The organism is Avibacterium sp. 21-595 (assembly GCF_023611905.1).
GTDB lineage: Bacteria > Pseudomonadota > Gammaproteobacteria > Enterobacterales > Pasteurellaceae > Avibacterium.
In genome coordinates this window covers 356,632-371,279 of sequence record NZ_CP091455.1, presented here as the reverse complement: position 1 = coordinate 371,279, position 14,648 = coordinate 356,632, and the positions used below count along the sequence as shown (strand labels likewise).

The 14,648-nt window shown below is 41.5% G+C and carries 17 protein-coding genes; 5 read left to right on the top strand and 12 right to left on the bottom strand.

Annotation, left to right across the window (positions count from 1 at the left end; all coding sequences use genetic code 11):
* The first annotated feature begins 5 nt into the window (after positions 1-5).
* A complete protein-coding gene (locus tag L4F92_RS01710) occupies positions 6-635 on the top strand; it encodes a hypothetical protein (RefSeq protein ID WP_250363973.1) in 630 nt (209 codons plus the stop codon).
* A gap of 106 nt (positions 636-741) precedes the next feature.
* Here the strand turns inward: L4F92_RS01710 and L4F92_RS01705 are convergent, their stop codons facing one another.
* Together L4F92_RS01705 and mobB are read right to left on the bottom strand one after the other, a co-directional pair.
* On the bottom strand, positions 742-2,136 hold the full coding sequence (locus L4F92_RS01705) for a DHA2 family efflux MFS transporter permease subunit (RefSeq protein WP_250363972.1): 1,395 nt from the start codon (positions 2,134-2,136) through the stop codon (positions 742-744).
* A 27-nt stretch (positions 2,137-2,163) separates the two neighbouring features.
* A complete protein-coding gene (mobB, locus tag L4F92_RS01700; RefSeq protein ID WP_250363971.1) occupies positions 2,164-2,664 on the bottom strand; it encodes a molybdopterin-guanine dinucleotide biosynthesis protein MobB in 501 nt (166 codons plus the stop codon).
* Between the two features lie 126 nt (positions 2,665-2,790).
* Between mobB and pgtP the strand changes: the two genes are divergently transcribed.
* Positions 2,791-4,116 (top strand): phosphoglycerate transporter protein PgtP, encoded by a 1,326-nt coding sequence (gene pgtP, locus L4F92_RS01695; protein ID WP_250363970.1) that lies wholly within the window; start codon positions 2,791-2,793, stop codon positions 4,114-4,116.
* A 135-nt stretch (positions 4,117-4,251) separates the two neighbouring features.
* On the opposite strand, the gene L4F92_RS01690 is transcribed toward pgtP, so the two are convergent.
* The 10 genes from L4F92_RS01690 to mobA all read right to left on the bottom strand — a co-directional run bounded on the left by L4F92_RS01690 (position 4,252) and on the right by mobA (position 13,077).
* Positions 4,252-4,686 carry a SoxR reducing system RseC family protein gene (locus tag L4F92_RS01690; protein ID WP_250363969.1) on the bottom strand — a complete coding sequence of 145 codons (435 nt, stop codon included), beginning with the start codon at positions 4,684-4,686 and terminating at the stop codon, positions 4,252-4,254.
* Positions 4,687-5,646 (bottom strand): sigma-E factor regulatory protein RseB, encoded by a 960-nt coding sequence (gene rseB, locus L4F92_RS01685; protein WP_250351062.1) that lies wholly within the window; start codon positions 5,644-5,646, stop codon positions 4,687-4,689.
* 73 nt (positions 5,647-5,719) lie between these two features.
* Complete coding sequence (locus L4F92_RS01680; protein ID WP_250364529.1) at positions 5,720-6,295, bottom strand: sigma-E factor negative regulatory protein; 576 nt, start codon at positions 6,293-6,295, stop codon at positions 5,720-5,722.
* A 32-nt stretch (positions 6,296-6,327) separates the two neighbouring features.
* Positions 6,328-6,903, bottom strand: coding sequence for an RNA polymerase sigma factor RpoE (gene rpoE, locus L4F92_RS01675; protein ID WP_250351063.1), 576 nt, complete (start codon positions 6,901-6,903; stop codon positions 6,328-6,330).
* 100 nt (positions 6,904-7,003) lie between these two features.
* Positions 7,004-7,252 (bottom strand): FAD assembly factor SdhE, encoded by a 249-nt coding sequence (locus L4F92_RS01670; protein WP_250351064.1) that lies wholly within the window; start codon positions 7,250-7,252, stop codon positions 7,004-7,006.
* Positions 7,253-7,488: 236 nt separating this feature from the next.
* The gene (locus tag L4F92_RS01665; protein ID WP_250363968.1) at positions 7,489-9,177 is read right to left on the bottom strand and encodes a fructose-specific PTS transporter subunit EIIC; all 1,689 of its coding nucleotides are present in this window, start codon (positions 9,175-9,177) and stop codon (positions 7,489-7,491) included.
* A 4-nt stretch (positions 9,178-9,181) separates the two neighbouring features.
* On the bottom strand, positions 9,182-10,123 hold the full coding sequence (gene fruK, locus L4F92_RS01660; RefSeq protein WP_250363967.1) for a 1-phosphofructokinase: 942 nt from the start codon (positions 10,121-10,123) through the stop codon (positions 9,182-9,184).
* Positions 10,124-10,134: 11 nt separating this feature from the next.
* Complete coding sequence (fruB, locus tag L4F92_RS01655; RefSeq protein WP_250363966.1) at positions 10,135-11,667, bottom strand: fused PTS fructose transporter subunit IIA/HPr protein; 1,533 nt, start codon at positions 11,665-11,667, stop codon at positions 10,135-10,137.
* Positions 11,668-11,866: 199 nt separating this feature from the next.
* Positions 11,867-12,391, bottom strand: coding sequence for a hypothetical protein (locus tag L4F92_RS01650; protein ID WP_250363965.1), 525 nt, complete (start codon positions 12,389-12,391; stop codon positions 11,867-11,869).
* Between the two features lie 80 nt (positions 12,392-12,471).
* Positions 12,472-13,077 carry a molybdenum cofactor guanylyltransferase MobA gene (mobA, locus tag L4F92_RS01645; RefSeq protein ID WP_250363964.1) on the bottom strand — a complete coding sequence of 202 codons (606 nt, stop codon included), beginning with the start codon at positions 13,075-13,077 and terminating at the stop codon, positions 12,472-12,474.
* Positions 13,078-13,274: 197 nt separating this feature from the next.
* Here mobA and L4F92_RS01640 point away from each other — a divergent pair, with 197 nt between their 5' ends.
* From L4F92_RS01640 to L4F92_RS01630, 3 genes are all read left to right on the top strand, one after another.
* Positions 13,275-13,541: a YihD family protein gene (locus L4F92_RS01640; RefSeq protein ID WP_250351070.1), complete on the top strand. Its 267-nt coding sequence runs from the start codon at positions 13,275-13,277 to the stop codon at positions 13,539-13,541.
* An 11-nt stretch (positions 13,542-13,552) separates the two neighbouring features.
* Complete coding sequence (gene dsbA / locus L4F92_RS01635; protein ID WP_250363963.1) at positions 13,553-14,185, top strand: thiol:disulfide interchange protein DsbA; 633 nt, start codon at positions 13,553-13,555, stop codon at positions 14,183-14,185.
* A 73-nt stretch (positions 14,186-14,258) separates the two neighbouring features.
* On the top strand, positions 14,259-14,588 hold the full coding sequence (locus L4F92_RS01630; RefSeq protein WP_250351072.1) for a DUF413 domain-containing protein: 330 nt from the start codon (positions 14,259-14,261) through the stop codon (positions 14,586-14,588).
* Positions 14,589-14,648 lie beyond the last annotated feature (60 nt).

The window sequence follows — 14,648 nt, the reverse complement described above, 5'->3', positions numbered from 1 at the left end:
GTAAAATGAAATCAAATCGTTATTTAAAACAACAAAGCCAGTTTATTACACAAGGGCAAAGTGAGGCAGAACTCCGCCAGCAGCTCAAAGCCTTTGGTGTAGATGCACGTCGTTTAAGCAAATTTACCCAACTTTGTTTACTCGGGGCATTACCACTGAAGCCTTATATCACGCCAAATACCGCAATTTATTTGGCTTCGCCTTTTAATTCACCAAGCAAATTTAACAAATTATTCCACCAGCTTATGGAACAAGACTTGCCTAGCCCACTGGATTTTATGGCAAATCTCAATAACGCGACGGTTTTTCAGCTTTCACAACATTTTCAAACAACGGGCAATAGCCTTTTCTTAATTACCTCGCAAGAGGATGTGGATCATCCATTACAGCTTGCGCAATTAGCATTAAGAAGCGATTCCGTCGATCAGGTGTTAGTCGGTTGGGCAATTGAATCACCAACAATGGAATGGGAAGGAAGCTGTTGGTGGTTACTCAGTAATGTCGCAGGGGAAAATGCCTTATCATCAAGTGCGGTGCAAAATTCGCCAAATTTTTCTACTTCACACCATTCTCTACCAGAAAATCATTATTTGCATTTTGCATTGAATGGGCAGAATTTCGATCTAGATACATAAAAGCACAATATCAAAAAGTGCGGTGGAAAATTCACAAAAATCCTACCGCACTTTTATTTTGCTCTCTCAAGTCTCAACATCAGCAAGTGGTGATCTCGTATTAACATTATTTTTTTCTTATCTGCAAATTCTCGCCATCTTGTTTTCTTAAGCCAGAAAGAATGAGTATGAGAATGAAACCAAATAAACTGGACGTTAAGAAAGTGAAGCTAAATGCTTGTTGTAACTGTTCGGCATTTTCACCCAGTACATTGCGATACACATTTAACATCACCGAAGAAACGGCAATGCCAATGCCAATCCCGACTTGCTGAATCACACTAAGCATTGTTGAACCGGCACTGGCATTACTGTCCGATAAGTCGCCGATGGTTAAGGTATTAATCGCAGTAAAACTGACCGACATACATCCGCCGTATGCCAATAAAATCAACACCATTTGCCAAATTGGGGTATGCCGTTGTAATAAGCTCATTGCGGCAATCACCAAAGTCATCACAATGGCGGTGCTGATTAGGGTTTTCTTATAACCAAAACGAGAAAGAATACCGCGAATAAGCGGTTTAAACGCCATTGAGCTAACCGCAATAGGCACCATTAACCAGCCAGCGGCTTCCGCACTATAATGGAATACCACTTGTAGCATAAGAGGTAATAAAAACGGCACGCCCGAACCACAAAGGCGGATAAATAAATTCGCAATAAAACCTAAGCGGAAGGTGCGAATGTGGAATAAGGAAAGCGGCATTAATGGGTTGTGAACTCGTTTGGCATAAAGATAATAACTGGCGAGAAATAATATCCCCACAATCAATACCAAAAAAGCAATCCAAGTTGCGGTGAAATGCTCTGCCACTAAATCTAGCCCTAAGGTCAAGCCTACAAGTCCACCGGCAAACAGCATAAATCCCGCTTTATCTAAACGCCCCACTTGCCCTTTCATATTTGGCATATAACTGCCTGCAAGGAAAATCCCAGCTAGCCCGATAGGAATATTAATTAAGAAAATCCAATGCCACGTCATATAGGTAACGATTAAGCCACCTAACACGGGACCAAGGATTGGTCCAATTAGCCCCGCCATCGCCATAATATTCCACGCATTTAATAGCTGATTTTTCGGTACAGAACGGATGATCGCCAAGCGAGCAACAGGCATCATTAACGCGCCACCCGCCCCTTGCAAAATACGGGCAAAAATCAATTGTGGCAGAGAGTGCGATAAGGCACACACCACCGATCCCAAAACAAAAATACCAATGGCAGAACGAAAAACCTTCCGCGTACCAAATTTATCCGCTGCCCAACCACTTAATAGAATAAACAAGGCAACAGTTAAGGCATAACTAATGATTGCCAACTGCATATTCAGTGGCGATTCATTTAGACTGCGAGAAATCGTCGGTAACGCTGTATTCAAAATCGTCGCATCAAGGGTTTGCATAAAAAAGGCGACAGCGGCAATCCACGCCAAGCCCGTATAATTTTTCGTTTCTGTCATAAAAATTCTGCGATTTTGCACCGCACTTTATTTTATTTGTTGTTGATACCAATGAAAAATAAATGCGGCAATGTGATCAATCTGATTAATATCCAAACGTGGCACAGCACAGCTTAAAGGGTAATCCGTTGCAAGCGCAATGACTTTCTCATCAATCTCTGGCAAGGCTTTCTCCATGGCTTGACGATGCAATAAAATCTTTGCAATCGGTTCGTGCTTAAAGCCTTCCACCAAAATGAGATCCGTCAATTGCGGATCAAATTGCCCTGCCAAATAAGCTAAATTCACTGGCTGTGGTGTTTCTGTCATCAACGCCCACCGCCTATCACAAGCCATTATCACTTGGCTTGCGCCCGCTTCTTTCATTCGCCAGCTATCCTTGCCTTCCTTGTCCACTTGTGCATTATGATGACTGTGCTTAATCACTGCCACGCGCAGCCCAAGATCGGCAAGCTGAGGCAAAAGTTTTTCCAATAAAGTGGTTTTTCCACTACCGCTGTATCCGGTTATGCCAAGCATTGAACGCATTTTGTCCTCTATTTGAGAGTTAATTCAACAATTAAATTTAATAATGAACTTTTTGTGAAGAATATCACAGATTAATTTATTCAAATACTTAATAATACGCTCAATTTCACAAAATTGGAGGATCTTATGCTTGGATTTTTAAAAGCCTCACCCCCTACTACACGTATCACAGATAAAGCTATCATTGATCGGGATTATCGTCGATTACGTTGGCAAGTCTTTTTTGGAGTGTTTATTGGCTATGCTGCCTATTATTTAATTCGCAAGAATTTCTCTCTTGCCATTCCGCATTTAATCGAAGAATATGGCTATACCAAAGCTCAGCTGGGTACAGTTTCTTTTGCACTTGCTGTGGCTTATGGTTTTAGTAAATTTATTATGGGTAATGTCTCAGATCGCAGTAACCCAAAATATTTTATTACTATTGGTTTAGTTGCTTCTGCGATGGTGAGTATGATCTTCGGTTTAGTGCCGGGGGTACTTTCTTCACTTTCTGCGATGATTGTACTTAGTGCTTTAAATGGTTGGTTTCAAGGTATGGGTTATCCACCCGGTGCAAAAACAATGACCAACTGGTTTTCTACCTCAGAGCGCGGAAGTTGGTGGAGTTGGTGGAATGTTTCTCATAATATTGGTGGTGGCTTAATTGGCCCACTGGCGATTTTAGGTTTATACCTTTTTGGTGCGTGGCAAGCGCTCTTTTATCTTCCTGCAACCATCGCGATCTTGCTTAGTGTTGTAATGTTTTTCTTAATGCGTGATACGCCTGAATCACAAGGATTACCACCCATTGAAGAATACAAAGGGGGAAAAGCGCAACAAGTTGAATCAGCCCATACTTTAACTGGTAAGGAAATTTTCTTTAAATATATCATTAATAACAAATTCTTATGGGCAATTACGATTGCTAATGTATTTGTTTATTTTATTCGTTACGGGATTATTGACTGGGCGCCAACGTACTTGAAAGAAGTCAAACACTTCACGTTTGATAAACAAAGCTGGGCATACTTCCTTTATGAATATGCGGGTATTCCTGGAATGTTAGTAAGTGGTTATTTAAGCGATAAAGTCTTTAAAGGACACCGCGCTCCGCCGATGTTAATGTTTTTAGCAGGGGTATTAATTGCGATTTTCGTCTATTGGAAAAATCCAGCAGGCAACCCAATGATAGATAATATCTGTTTAATCGCGATTGGCTTCCTCATTTATGGTCCTGTTATGATGATTGGCTTACAAGCGGCTGATTTAGTTCCTCGTGTGGCAACAGGTACAGCGACAGGGCTTACTGGATTATTTGGTTATCTACTTGGTTCTGCCAGTGCTGGAACAGTATTAGGTGCCGTAGTGGATAACTTTGGCTGGGACGGCGGGTTCTATATACTTATCGCCTCAAGTATTCTTGCCTTTATTTTTATCTCGTTCACTTTATTTAGAAAAGTAGAAAGTTAAACGGTCTTCTGTAAAAACGCCTTATATCGCAAAATATAAGGCGTTTTGTTTGATTTAATTAATAAAGTGAGGTTAAAAATATTGATCTTTTTATCGCATAACGCGGCTTGCTAATTCTATTTCCTTACAAAAATACTACTTAATTACACGCAAAAAGATCGGGCGGTAGCTGGTTTTTTTTTGCCAAGATTTCGACACAAGATGAACAATAATAAAGGCAAGTGCGGTGCAAAATATGATAAAAATGCCTTGTGGCAGTTCGGTTTGCCAAAGGGTGTCTGCAATCAAGGCAGAAAGCACTAAGATGATGAGTGGAAAAAAATAGACAAGCAAGCTTGAGTGTATTAAGGAACGTTCACTTAACCCAATTTCTATAATTTGTCCGATATTGAGGGGGGTGATGGTTTCTACTTCAAAAATATGCGCTGTACCTACGCCATTTAACTCTGCGAGCGCTGCCGAGCCACAGGCTGATTTAGCCGCACAACTTCCACAAGCGCTTTGAGATTGGCATTTCACTTGTGCAATACCTGATTGGTAAGAGATCACCACCGCTCGTTCTGTTAGCATTTATTTCACCTTAATATCTTGTACGATACGTTTTGCGGTAGAAATTGGTAGCTGTCCAACTAAGGTAAATTCGTTATCGCCAAAGGTTTCGCTATAAAACGTTCTTGTGCCATTCCACCAGCCGTTTTTTTCTTCATTTGGCAAAATAGAGGCTGAACGGTAAAGGGTAAAGGAAAACAATCCATCGCTATAAAGCTGTGCTTCAATGCGTTCTTCACCATTCATTTCTACACTGCGATTAATGAGCTTAAACCCATTTGGCAGCCAACTTGGCTGCCAGTTAAATGCGTCGTTGCTTGGTTGGAAAGTGGTTTTGTCATTAAGCAGTGCAGGAAAGCCCATATGATTGATCACATTGAGCAAATCATCAAATTGTTCGCTTTGATACAAATTCACTACGCGGAATTGCTCTAACAGGTTATTTTCTCGATCAAGCACATCACTGCGTAACAACAGATGGCTTTGTTCGTCAATAAACACCACATATTGATAACGAAAATCATCTTTTGGCACGATACGAATCGTTTTTACCACGCGATCTGCCACGCGGTTACGTCCAATATAGATGAAATCATAATGTTGCTTCAACGCATCAAGATTACTCCACAGAATCGCAGGTAAACTGTCCACAATATGATTCGCGTTAATTGAGAACGGCGAATAATTTGGTTGGAAATAGCTCACCACATTATCACGTTGCACAATTTGCTGAGGCATTCCATCTAAGGTCAGTAATTGAGCATAGGTTTTGCCATTATAATGAATATGGCTATAACGCAAGGAGGCCATATTTGGTGTGGTTTGCACAAAGGCCATTTCATAACTCAAGCGACTGCCTGCCTGTTGCATTTCGTCTAACAATTGGCTGGGCTGTACCGTATCGGTTTCAGAAGCTGATACGAGATTTGCAGAAAATAGCACTAAGGAAAGTGCGGTAAGTTTTTTGATCGTTTTTAACATCGTTATTCACACATAGGATACAAACAAATTCACCACCAAAAATGGTGGTGAACAACCTAAACTTGATTCATTATTATTTCTGATTTTGCAAATTTAATCTATCTGCATAAATGCGTTTTTGCAATTCATAACTTTGTAGCATTGAATCAATGCGTTTATTTTTTTGTTCAATTTGTTCTGGTGTAATCACTGATTGGGCTGGGGCATTATAACTCACTTCTTGCACCGAATTATTAAATGGTAAGGTTTGTAACACAGGTGTATCCTGACCTTCTTTCGCATTGTTTGCCATAAAACTCTGCACACCCATTACTGCCACCAAACATACCCCAGCTGCCACGGCGAATTGCGTCATCGGCATAAACCACGCTTTCAGTTTTTGGCTAAATGGAGATTGCTTAATTTCTTCTGGCATTGGTTGTGAAATTTTAGGTTCTGCCACAATCATTTCTTCTTGCTCGATTAATTCGGCCATTTTGTTGGTAAAATCTTGCCCGAGCAATACGTCGCTTTCTTGGCGTATGACGGAACGAATCAGATGAAAGTTGCCCCAAGATTTTTGTAAATCTTGATCTTGACAAAGTGCCTCGGTAAATTCCGCGCTTAATTGTTCTCCGTCAATATAGGCTGAAAGTTGTTCTTTTTGCATCATAAACTCCAAGATTAATCAATTTACTTTAGTTAGTGCTGAAGTAAAGGTTGAATTTTATTTTCGATAATTTCCCTTGCTCGAAAAATTCGTGAGCGTACCGTTCCTACTGGGCAATTCATAATATCGGCAATTTCTTCATAACTTAATCCTTCTAACTCACGCAAGGTGATGGCGGTTTTTAAGTCTTCCTGCATACTATGAATGGTATCAAAAATAATCTTCTTCAATTCACCAGATAACATCTGATTTTCGGGGGTATCTACGTCCCGTAAATTCGTTCCCACATCATAGGATTCTGCTTCATCTGCCAAAATATCTTCATTTGGCGGGCGACGCCCTTGTGCGGTTAAATAATTTTTTGCCGTATTTACGGCGATACGATATAGCCAAGTGTAGAAAGCACTATCACCACGGAATAATTCAATTGAGCGGTATGCTTTAATGAATGATTCTTGTACAACATCAGGAATATCATTCGGCGATACATAACGGGTTAATAACCCTGCTACCTTATTCTGATAACGCGATACCAACAAATTGAATGCTTTCTTATCTCCCTGCTGTACCCTTTCTACCAAAGCCTGATCTGTTAGCTGTTCAGCCATATAACCTCTTATATACCTCTAACAAGCCTTGATATACAAGACAGCAAGCTCGTGTTCTCTTAGAGGCGTAAAAATTGTAAAAGTTCAAAATATTTATAAATTAATGTGATAATTTTTCTTGTATATAGGAAACCATTTGCTGTAATTCAAGATCTGGCGCAGGTTTTCGATTAAAAAACCACGAAAAAAGTTGCAAATCTGTTGCTGAAAGTAAACGAACAAAGGTGGCTTTTTGTTGCTCATCAAGGTCATCAAAATGCTGTTGGAAAAACGGCATTATGACCTTATCTAATTCAAGCATTCCACGCCGACAATCCCATTCAAGGCGAAATTTATTATATTTTTCCATATTTGTTTCCTTCTTGAACCGAATAATGGGGGGGATTATAGCGGAATTTGATTAGCGATGTGGGAATAATTTTGTTTTTTCTTAAGTGTGTTGCTCTGTTTTGCAATAAGCTGACATCGGCTTGATTTGTTGTATTCTTCGTATTCTTGCCTCAAATGACTTTGTTTTATTTAATGCTTAAATAGTGATAAAAAACCCGACATTTATGTCGGGTTTTGGTGATTAACAAAGTGCGGTTATTTTTCCGCAAGTTTTGGTTTAATCACCGAATAGATGACCCCTGTTACAATAGCGCCAATTGCGATAGCAGCAAGATACATTAATGGTTGCGTAACAAATGGGATCACAAATAATCCACCGTGTGGTGCTTGTAAGCCAATGGATAAACCTAAAGACATCGCGCCTGCCACAGCCCCCCCAATAATACTTGATACAATCACACGTACAGGATCGGCGGCAACGAATGGCAATGCCCCTTCAGAGATAAAACAAAGCCCTAACACAAAGGAAGCTTTACCAGCATCACGTTGATTGGCGGTGAATTTTTTGCGTGCGAGTAACGTGGCAATCGCCATTCCAATTGGGGGTACCATACCCGCTGCCATCACTGCTGCCATTGGGGTGTAAACGCCAGAAGCGATTAAACCTGTACCAAAAGTATAAGCCGCTTTGTTCACTGGACCGCCCATATCCACGCACATCATCGCACCAAGTACCGCACCTAAAAGCAACGCATTGCTTTGTCCCATTGTGTTGAGCCATTCTACCAAGGCATCCATTAAGCCTTTAACTGGTGGGTTGATAAGATAAATCATCACTAAGCCCACAATGGCAGAGCCAAGCAATGGTAAAATTAAAATCGGTTTTAATGAACTTAAACTGGCTGGTAATTGAATCGCGGAATTTAAGCCTTTCACCACATAACCTGCGAGCAAGCCAGCAATGATTCCGCCTAAAATCCCTGCGCCTGCTGTGGTGGCGAGCATACCGCCAATTAAGCCGACAGCTAACCCCGGACGATCCGCAATAGAAAACGCCACATAACCAGCAAATACGGCAATCATCAAATGGAATGCAGCGCCACCGCCAATATCCATTAAGGCTTTTGGTAAGCCGCCTGCAATATTTGGATCTTTAAATGCCTCAATCCCAAACATAAAGGAAATGGCGATCAGCAAACCACCTGCCACCACTAATGGCAACATATGGGAAACCCCAGTCATCAAGTGTTTGTACAGCCCTTTACGTTCGCCACGGCTTTCTTCGCTGCTTTGTACTTTCGCTGTACTTGCACCAGTATAAATTTTTGCCTCTTTAAACGCTTTTTCAAATTCTTGTGCGGTTTTCTTTAATGCAAGTCCCGTGGAAGTACGATACATCGGCTTGCCTTCAAATTTGCTTAAATCCACATCAATATCGGCTGCGATAAAAACTAAATCGGCATTTTCCACATCTTCAGGAGAGATAATATTACTTGAACCCACCTGCCCACGGGTTTCTACCTTCACATTCCAGCCTTGCTTTTTAGCATATTCAGCAATCGCTTCCGCAGACATAAAGGTATGCGCCACACCTGTTGGGCAAGCGGTTACCGCCACAATATTTTTGGTTTTATTGGAAAAATCTGGCGAAATTTGCACCGCACTTTGTGTTTCGTGTGGGGTATAGTCTACTGCCTCAGCCATCGCTTGAGTTAAGATGGTTTCAGGGGCATTAAAGGCATTTTCTGCGTCTGCCACAAAAACCTTTTTACCTTGTAAGCGATGGTCATTCGGCATTCCACCTAACGCAATCACTAAATCTGCTTGATTGGCATCTGCCACCACTTCATTGCTTTGTTGTTTTGCTGCTACGGCAAGCACCTGTTTAATCAAAAAGGCTTTGGCATTGCCTAATTGTGTTGAGGTAGTTAAAAATATCTTCATCGTTTTATCCTTTAATCACTGAAATTTGTACTTTCTCTAAGATTGGTGTTAATAATGTAGGATCGCTCACGCCAACATTGCTTTGCGATACTGCAAAAGCTGACACGGCACTAGCAAAGGCAAGGGTGTCTTGCTGTGAAAGGGATTGACTCAAGCCATAAATCAATCCCGCTACCATTGAATCGCCTGCCCCTACGGTGCTAACCACCTGTTCGCATTTCGGTGGTTTCGCTTGGATTACACCTTGTTCACTCAGCCACAGCGCGCCTTCTGCGCCCATTGAAATAATCACATTGGCAATGCCTTGTGCGCGCAATTTTTCTGCTGCACTGATAATTTCTTCAAGATTTGGCAAAGAATGCCCCACCCACGCTTCAAGCTCACGATGATTTGGTTTGACTAGCCAAGGATTGGCAGATAAGCCTGCAGTGAGTGCCGCATTACTGCTGTCTAAGACCACTTTTATGCCCGCTTGTTGTAGCTGTTTGAGCCACTGAGCAAAATCCGTTGGACTGACACCACGCGGCAAACTGCCACACACGGCAACAATGTCAAAATCTTTGCATAACAATAAGGATTGTTGAACGAAATCTTGCCAATCTTGTGGTGAAATTTCATAACCGAGGAAATTCAGATCGGTAACATCGGCTTCGGTTTCGGTGATTTTCACGTTAATACGGGTTTTGCCTGCTACACGCTGAAAGCGATCTTCTAAGCCGAGTTCTGCAAACATTGTGTTGAAATCGCCTTGATTATCACGACCAAGGAAACCACTCACCGCCACGTCAATGCCTAAATCTTTCAGCACTTTGGCGACATTGATACCTTTACCAGCAGGAAATAAGCCTAAGGTTTCCACTGTATTGACTTCGCCAAGCTCAATACGTTTTAACCTTCCCACTAAATCATAAGCGGTATTTAATGTAATTGTTGCCACTTTTGCCATTACGAATACCTCTACTCACCTAAACCCGCTTCAATTGCCGCGCCAATGCCGGCAAGGGCTTGTTGTGCTTCTTCACCCGTTGCCACAAAACGTAAACGATGCCCTTTCACCACGCCAAGTGCCACCACTTTCATTAAGCTTTTGGCACTCACTAATTGGCTATCTCGATCGACATTTTGCACCGCCACCGACGCGTTATATTTTTTCACTTCATTGACTAACACCGCAGCAGGACGTGCGTGCAAACCGTGTTCGTTGCGTACCACAAAAATCGCTTCAACACTTTCACTCGGATCGTGATTTTCAAGTGCGGTGCTTTTTTCTGGCATTTTTTCGTTATTCGTGGTGCTTTCACCTACCACTTCAATCTGATCAGGCTCTTTTGGTGATAAAGAAGACACTTCTTCGCCTAATCCCTCTGCGATCGCTTTTCCAATGGATTCAATGGCGTGTTTAGCATCTTCGCCCACCGCACGGAAACGCAAACGATGCCCAAAGGTTGCGCCCAGTGCAACAATTTTCATCAAACTTTTTGCACTGATTGCCTCACCGCCTCGGGTAAGATTTTCTACTGTAATTTTTGAGGCGAATTTTTTCACTTCATTCACTAATACCGCCGAAGGGCGTGCGTGCAAGCCGTGTTCATTACGCACGGTAAATGTACCAATCACTGTACCCGCATTTTCGCTATTTGTATTGGCTGGGGCTGGGCTTGCAACGCTGACTTCACCGCCATTAAGTGCGGTCAAAATTTGGTTAGCATTTCCATTTAATAGCGTTTGTTGCACGGAATTTTCTAGCAAGCGTGCAAGTAGCTCATCAATTTTTTCATTCACACAAGCCACGGTTAGCACCCCTTTCACCTCTTTATGACTATGCTGAAAGGCTTGCTTTGCACGGCTGAACGTCAGGGCGTTTTTCTCGTTACCTTGCACTGAATCGGTGAGCCATAAACCGCCCCCTAATGGCAATGCAGGGGAAGCAATGACTTCTGCCACAAACTGATTATTCACCGCCCCTTGCTGTTGCAATTTACCTGCGTTCATCGCAATTAAGGTAAGCAAGCTTTCTGTCTCCACCTCAAGGCTGACATCTTCACTTTTCACTTGCAAAGTTTCTTGCCCCATTAAAATGGCACGGAATTTATCCACCTCTTGCAATGTAGCTAATTTTGCCGCTTTTTCTTCATCACCTAACACTTGGGTAAGCTGGCGGAGTAGCGTTAAATGTTCATCGGAACGTGCGGCAATCCCGATCACAACATAAGCCTTGTTGCCTTCTCCCCATTCAATGCCTTGTGGAAATTGGAACACTTGCACGCCTGTTTGTTTCACCATTGGGCGCGTTTCTAGCGTGCCGTGCGGAATGGCAATACCATTGCCCAAAAAAGTGGACGTTTGTGTTTCACGCGCTAGCATTCCCGCTAAATATCCCGCTTCCACATTACCCGCTTGCTCTAGCGCTTGCGCGACTAATTCAATGGCTTGCTGTTTATTTTCGGCTTGTGCCGATAAATGAATATTGTTTTCTGATAAGTTAAGCATTTTCCCTCCAGAATATGAGATTTAAAGACCAAATGGGGGTTGTAATACGGCTGACTTCTTCACACCCCAATTTGGCAATCATTTTTTATTAATAACTTGCTGAACACTTGCTAAATATGTTGCTGAATATTCAGCAAAAACCTTTCAGCTTACATCAAAAAAGAAAAGGTTACTGATGAATTATCAGTAACCTTACAGATTATTTTCCGGTACAAATTTTCAACACTTGATCGCTGCCTTCCGCGATATAGCCTTCATCTAAGGAACGTGTTTGTCCTTTTTGTAAATCTAGCATCGCATCATAAATACCTTGCGTTGCACTTGGTTTATTAATGTGTGCCCAACAGTCTTTACTTAAACGATTAAAATTATTCTGTAATTCAGAGGCAAACACCACGCCGCTATAATAAGCATAAATTTGGCTCTCCACGCCACTGTCTTGATATAATTTTGCTTTAATTTGATCAATAGGCACTAAAATACGGTTTAAATACCAATCGTTCGCACCACTCGCGAAAGAATTCACATCATAATCTTTATTTACGCGCCCTGAATAGGTTTGTACCGTTGCCGCATAAGCCGCCGCATAGGATTTTTGATCGATTTTCTCTTTATCTAAATCAATCACCTTTTTCTCGTTATCCATAAAAGGAACGTAAGAGGTAATTGAAGAACACGCCACTAAAAACGCACTTAACAGTGAAATTGAAATAATTTTGAACATAACTTATCCGTTTTGGTTAATCAGATTTTGCTTATTATACTGATTATAATGTGAATAAAAAGCCAAATTTCGGTGATTTTTTACCGCACTTTGCTTTCTAAATCTGCCAAGGTATTAAAGTTTTGGAATGCCGCTTTTTGTTCACTGAAATCAACAGCAATCGCCCCATTTTGTCGCATAAACTGCAACATTCGTCGTTCACCTTTTTGCAAATAGTCCGCAAGTTTTTCAGCAAGTGTTGTCGAAACCAAGCAAAAGGTAGGGTGTTCTCGTTCACCGTCAGTGGCATAAGTGAGCAAAACGGGGGAATTTTCTCCCGCACTTCGAGAATGGGGTAATGAGCGCAAAATAGGTTGCTGTAATTTTTCTAGTAAATTCAAGGGTAAAAACGGACAATCGCAAGGCACAAACAGCACAAAATCTGAATGGGATAACCTTAAGCTGGTTAAAATACCACTCAAAGGTCCTTGAAAATCTGCCAATTCGTCAGCAAACACGGGCAAACCACTTTGACGATACAGGGCTTGATTGCGGTTTGCGTTAATCGCAATGTCATTCAGTTGGGGCGTTAAACGTTGATAGCAATGCCAAAATAGGGGCTGACCTTGTAGCAACTGCAAGCCTTTATCCGCCCCTCCCATACGCCTCGCCAGCCCACCAGCAAGAATTACTGCACTGATTTTCATTTCCCCTCACTTTTGTTTTCCACCTTATCAAACACCTTCATTCTACTTGATAACCCCGCAAATAAAAAAGTGCGGTGGAAAAAAGTGTGAATTTTTCTACCGCACTTTCAAGATCGGCTTTTTTACGCCAACTTATTCCTTTCTCCCGATAATTACAGTATTATTTAGCCCTTTCTAACTCAAGGTGAGGAACTGTTATGAAATGTCATCGTCTAAATGAAGTATTGGAATTATTGCAACCTTATTGGTCGCAAGATCCTGATTTGAGCTTAACCCAAATTTTGCAAAAAATCGCGGATGAAGCGGGGTTTGATAAACCTGTGGCAGAATTAACGGACGAAGTGATTATCTATCATTTAAAAATGTATGGCACAGATAAACACGAGCCAATCCCGGGGATTAAAAAAGATTACGAAGAAGATTTTAAAACCGCATTATTAAAAGCACGCGGGATAATTAAATAAGGAAAGTTGGAATGAAAAAATTTCTTATTGCGTTAGCATCACTATTTTTTGTGGCAAATGTCCACGCCGTTAATTTAACAGAGGGAAAACAATATATTGCGTTAAATACAGAACGCGCGGTTCAGCCTGAAGTGATTGAATTTTTCTCTTTTTATTGCCCTCATTGTTATGCCTTTGAAATGGATTACCACATTCCTGAAAAAGTCAAAGCTGCACTCCCTGAAGGCACTAAATTTAAACAATATCACGTGAATTTTTTAGGGTTTCAATCAGAAAATCTCACCCGCGCGTGGGCTTTAGCAATGGCACTCGGCGTAGAAGATAAAGTGAAAGCCCCATTATTTGAAGCCGCACAAGCTGCGGTAAAAAGTCGAGATCAAAGCGCGCCAAGTTTAAATGCGATCCGCCAAATTTTTATTAATAATGGCGTAACGGCGGAACAATTTGATGGTGGCATTAACAGCTTTGCCGTCACCGGATTATACAATCAGCAAGTGCAAGCCGCTGAGCGTTTTGATGTACACGGTGTGCCAGATTTTTATGTAAACGGCAAATATCGCGTGAACCCTGAAGGGCTATCGCATAGTCAAGAAGGTTTCATTCAAGACTATGTCGAAACGGTTAAAGCCTTACTACAAAAGTAACAAATCCATTGCAAAAATAACCAAAAATTGGTTTAATGCGTGCCGATTTTGAATTCGCAATATTGAGGATATTATGGCAGAAAGTTTTAGCGTAACGCGTCGTTTTTTTGACGATAAAAACTATCCCCGCGGTTTTGCTCGCCACGGTGATTATACAATCAAAGAATCTCAAGCTTTAGAGCAATATGGTCAAGCCTTTAAAGCCTTAGATACTGGTGAACGTGCGCCAATCACAGAAGAAGAAAAAGCCTTTGTGGCATTTTGTCAAGGTGAGCGTCAAGCAGAAACTTTTTTTGAAAAAACGTGGAATAAATACCGCACATTAACCAGCACCACAAAACGTGTTTATACCTTATCTGGCGTAGTCGCCGATAACTTAGAAGATATGAGCAACGCGGATTAATCTGCCTAGTAAGATCATAAGGCTTGAGCAATCAAGCCTTTTCTTTTTGCTCGCAATAAA

Bases quoted from the DNA above. Each gene is read 5' to 3' on its own strand.
- L4F92_RS01710 (WP_250363973.1), top strand. From the start codon at position 6: ATGAAATCAAATCGTTATTTAAAACAACAAAGCCAGTTTATTACACAA.
- L4F92_RS01705 (WP_250363972.1), bottom strand. From the start codon at position 2,136: ATGACAGAAACGAAAAATTATACGGGCTTGGCGTGGATTGCCGCTGTC.
- mobB (WP_250363971.1), bottom strand. From the start codon at position 2,664: ATGCGTTCAATGCTTGGCATAACCGGATACAGCGGTAGTGGAAAAACC.
- pgtP (WP_250363970.1), top strand. From the start codon at position 2,791: ATGCTTGGATTTTTAAAAGCCTCACCCCCTACTACACGTATCACAGAT.
- L4F92_RS01690 (WP_250363969.1), bottom strand. From the start codon at position 4,686: ATGCTAACAGAACGAGCGGTGGTGATCTCTTACCAATCAGGTATTGCA.
- rseB (WP_250351062.1), bottom strand. From the start codon at position 5,646: ATGTTAAAAACGATCAAAAAACTTACCGCACTTTCCTTAGTGCTATTT.
- L4F92_RS01680 (WP_250364529.1), bottom strand. From the start codon at position 6,295: ATGCAAAAAGAACAACTTTCAGCCTATATTGACGGAGAACAATTAAGC.
- rpoE (WP_250351063.1), bottom strand. From the start codon at position 6,903: ATGGCTGAACAGCTAACAGATCAGGCTTTGGTAGAAAGGGTACAGCAG.
- L4F92_RS01670 (WP_250351064.1), bottom strand. From the start codon at position 7,252: ATGGAAAAATATAATAAATTTCGCCTTGAATGGGATTGTCGGCGTGGA.
- L4F92_RS01665 (WP_250363968.1), bottom strand. From the start codon at position 9,177: ATGAAGATATTTTTAACTACCTCAACACAATTAGGCAATGCCAAAGCC.
- fruK (WP_250363967.1), bottom strand. From the start codon at position 10,123: ATGGCAAAAGTGGCAACAATTACATTAAATACCGCTTATGATTTAGTG.
- fruB (WP_250363966.1), bottom strand. From the start codon at position 11,667: ATGCTTAACTTATCAGAAAACAATATTCATTTATCGGCACAAGCCGAA.
- L4F92_RS01650 (WP_250363965.1), bottom strand. From the start codon at position 12,391: ATGTTCAAAATTATTTCAATTTCACTGTTAAGTGCGTTTTTAGTGGCG.
- mobA (WP_250363964.1), bottom strand. From the start codon at position 13,077: ATGAAAATCAGTGCAGTAATTCTTGCTGGTGGGCTGGCGAGGCGTATG.
- L4F92_RS01640 (WP_250351070.1), top strand. From the start codon at position 13,275: ATGAAATGTCATCGTCTAAATGAAGTATTGGAATTATTGCAACCTTAT.
- dsbA (WP_250363963.1), top strand. From the start codon at position 13,553: ATGAAAAAATTTCTTATTGCGTTAGCATCACTATTTTTTGTGGCAAAT.
- L4F92_RS01630 (WP_250351072.1), top strand. From the start codon at position 14,259: ATGGCAGAAAGTTTTAGCGTAACGCGTCGTTTTTTTGACGATAAAAAC.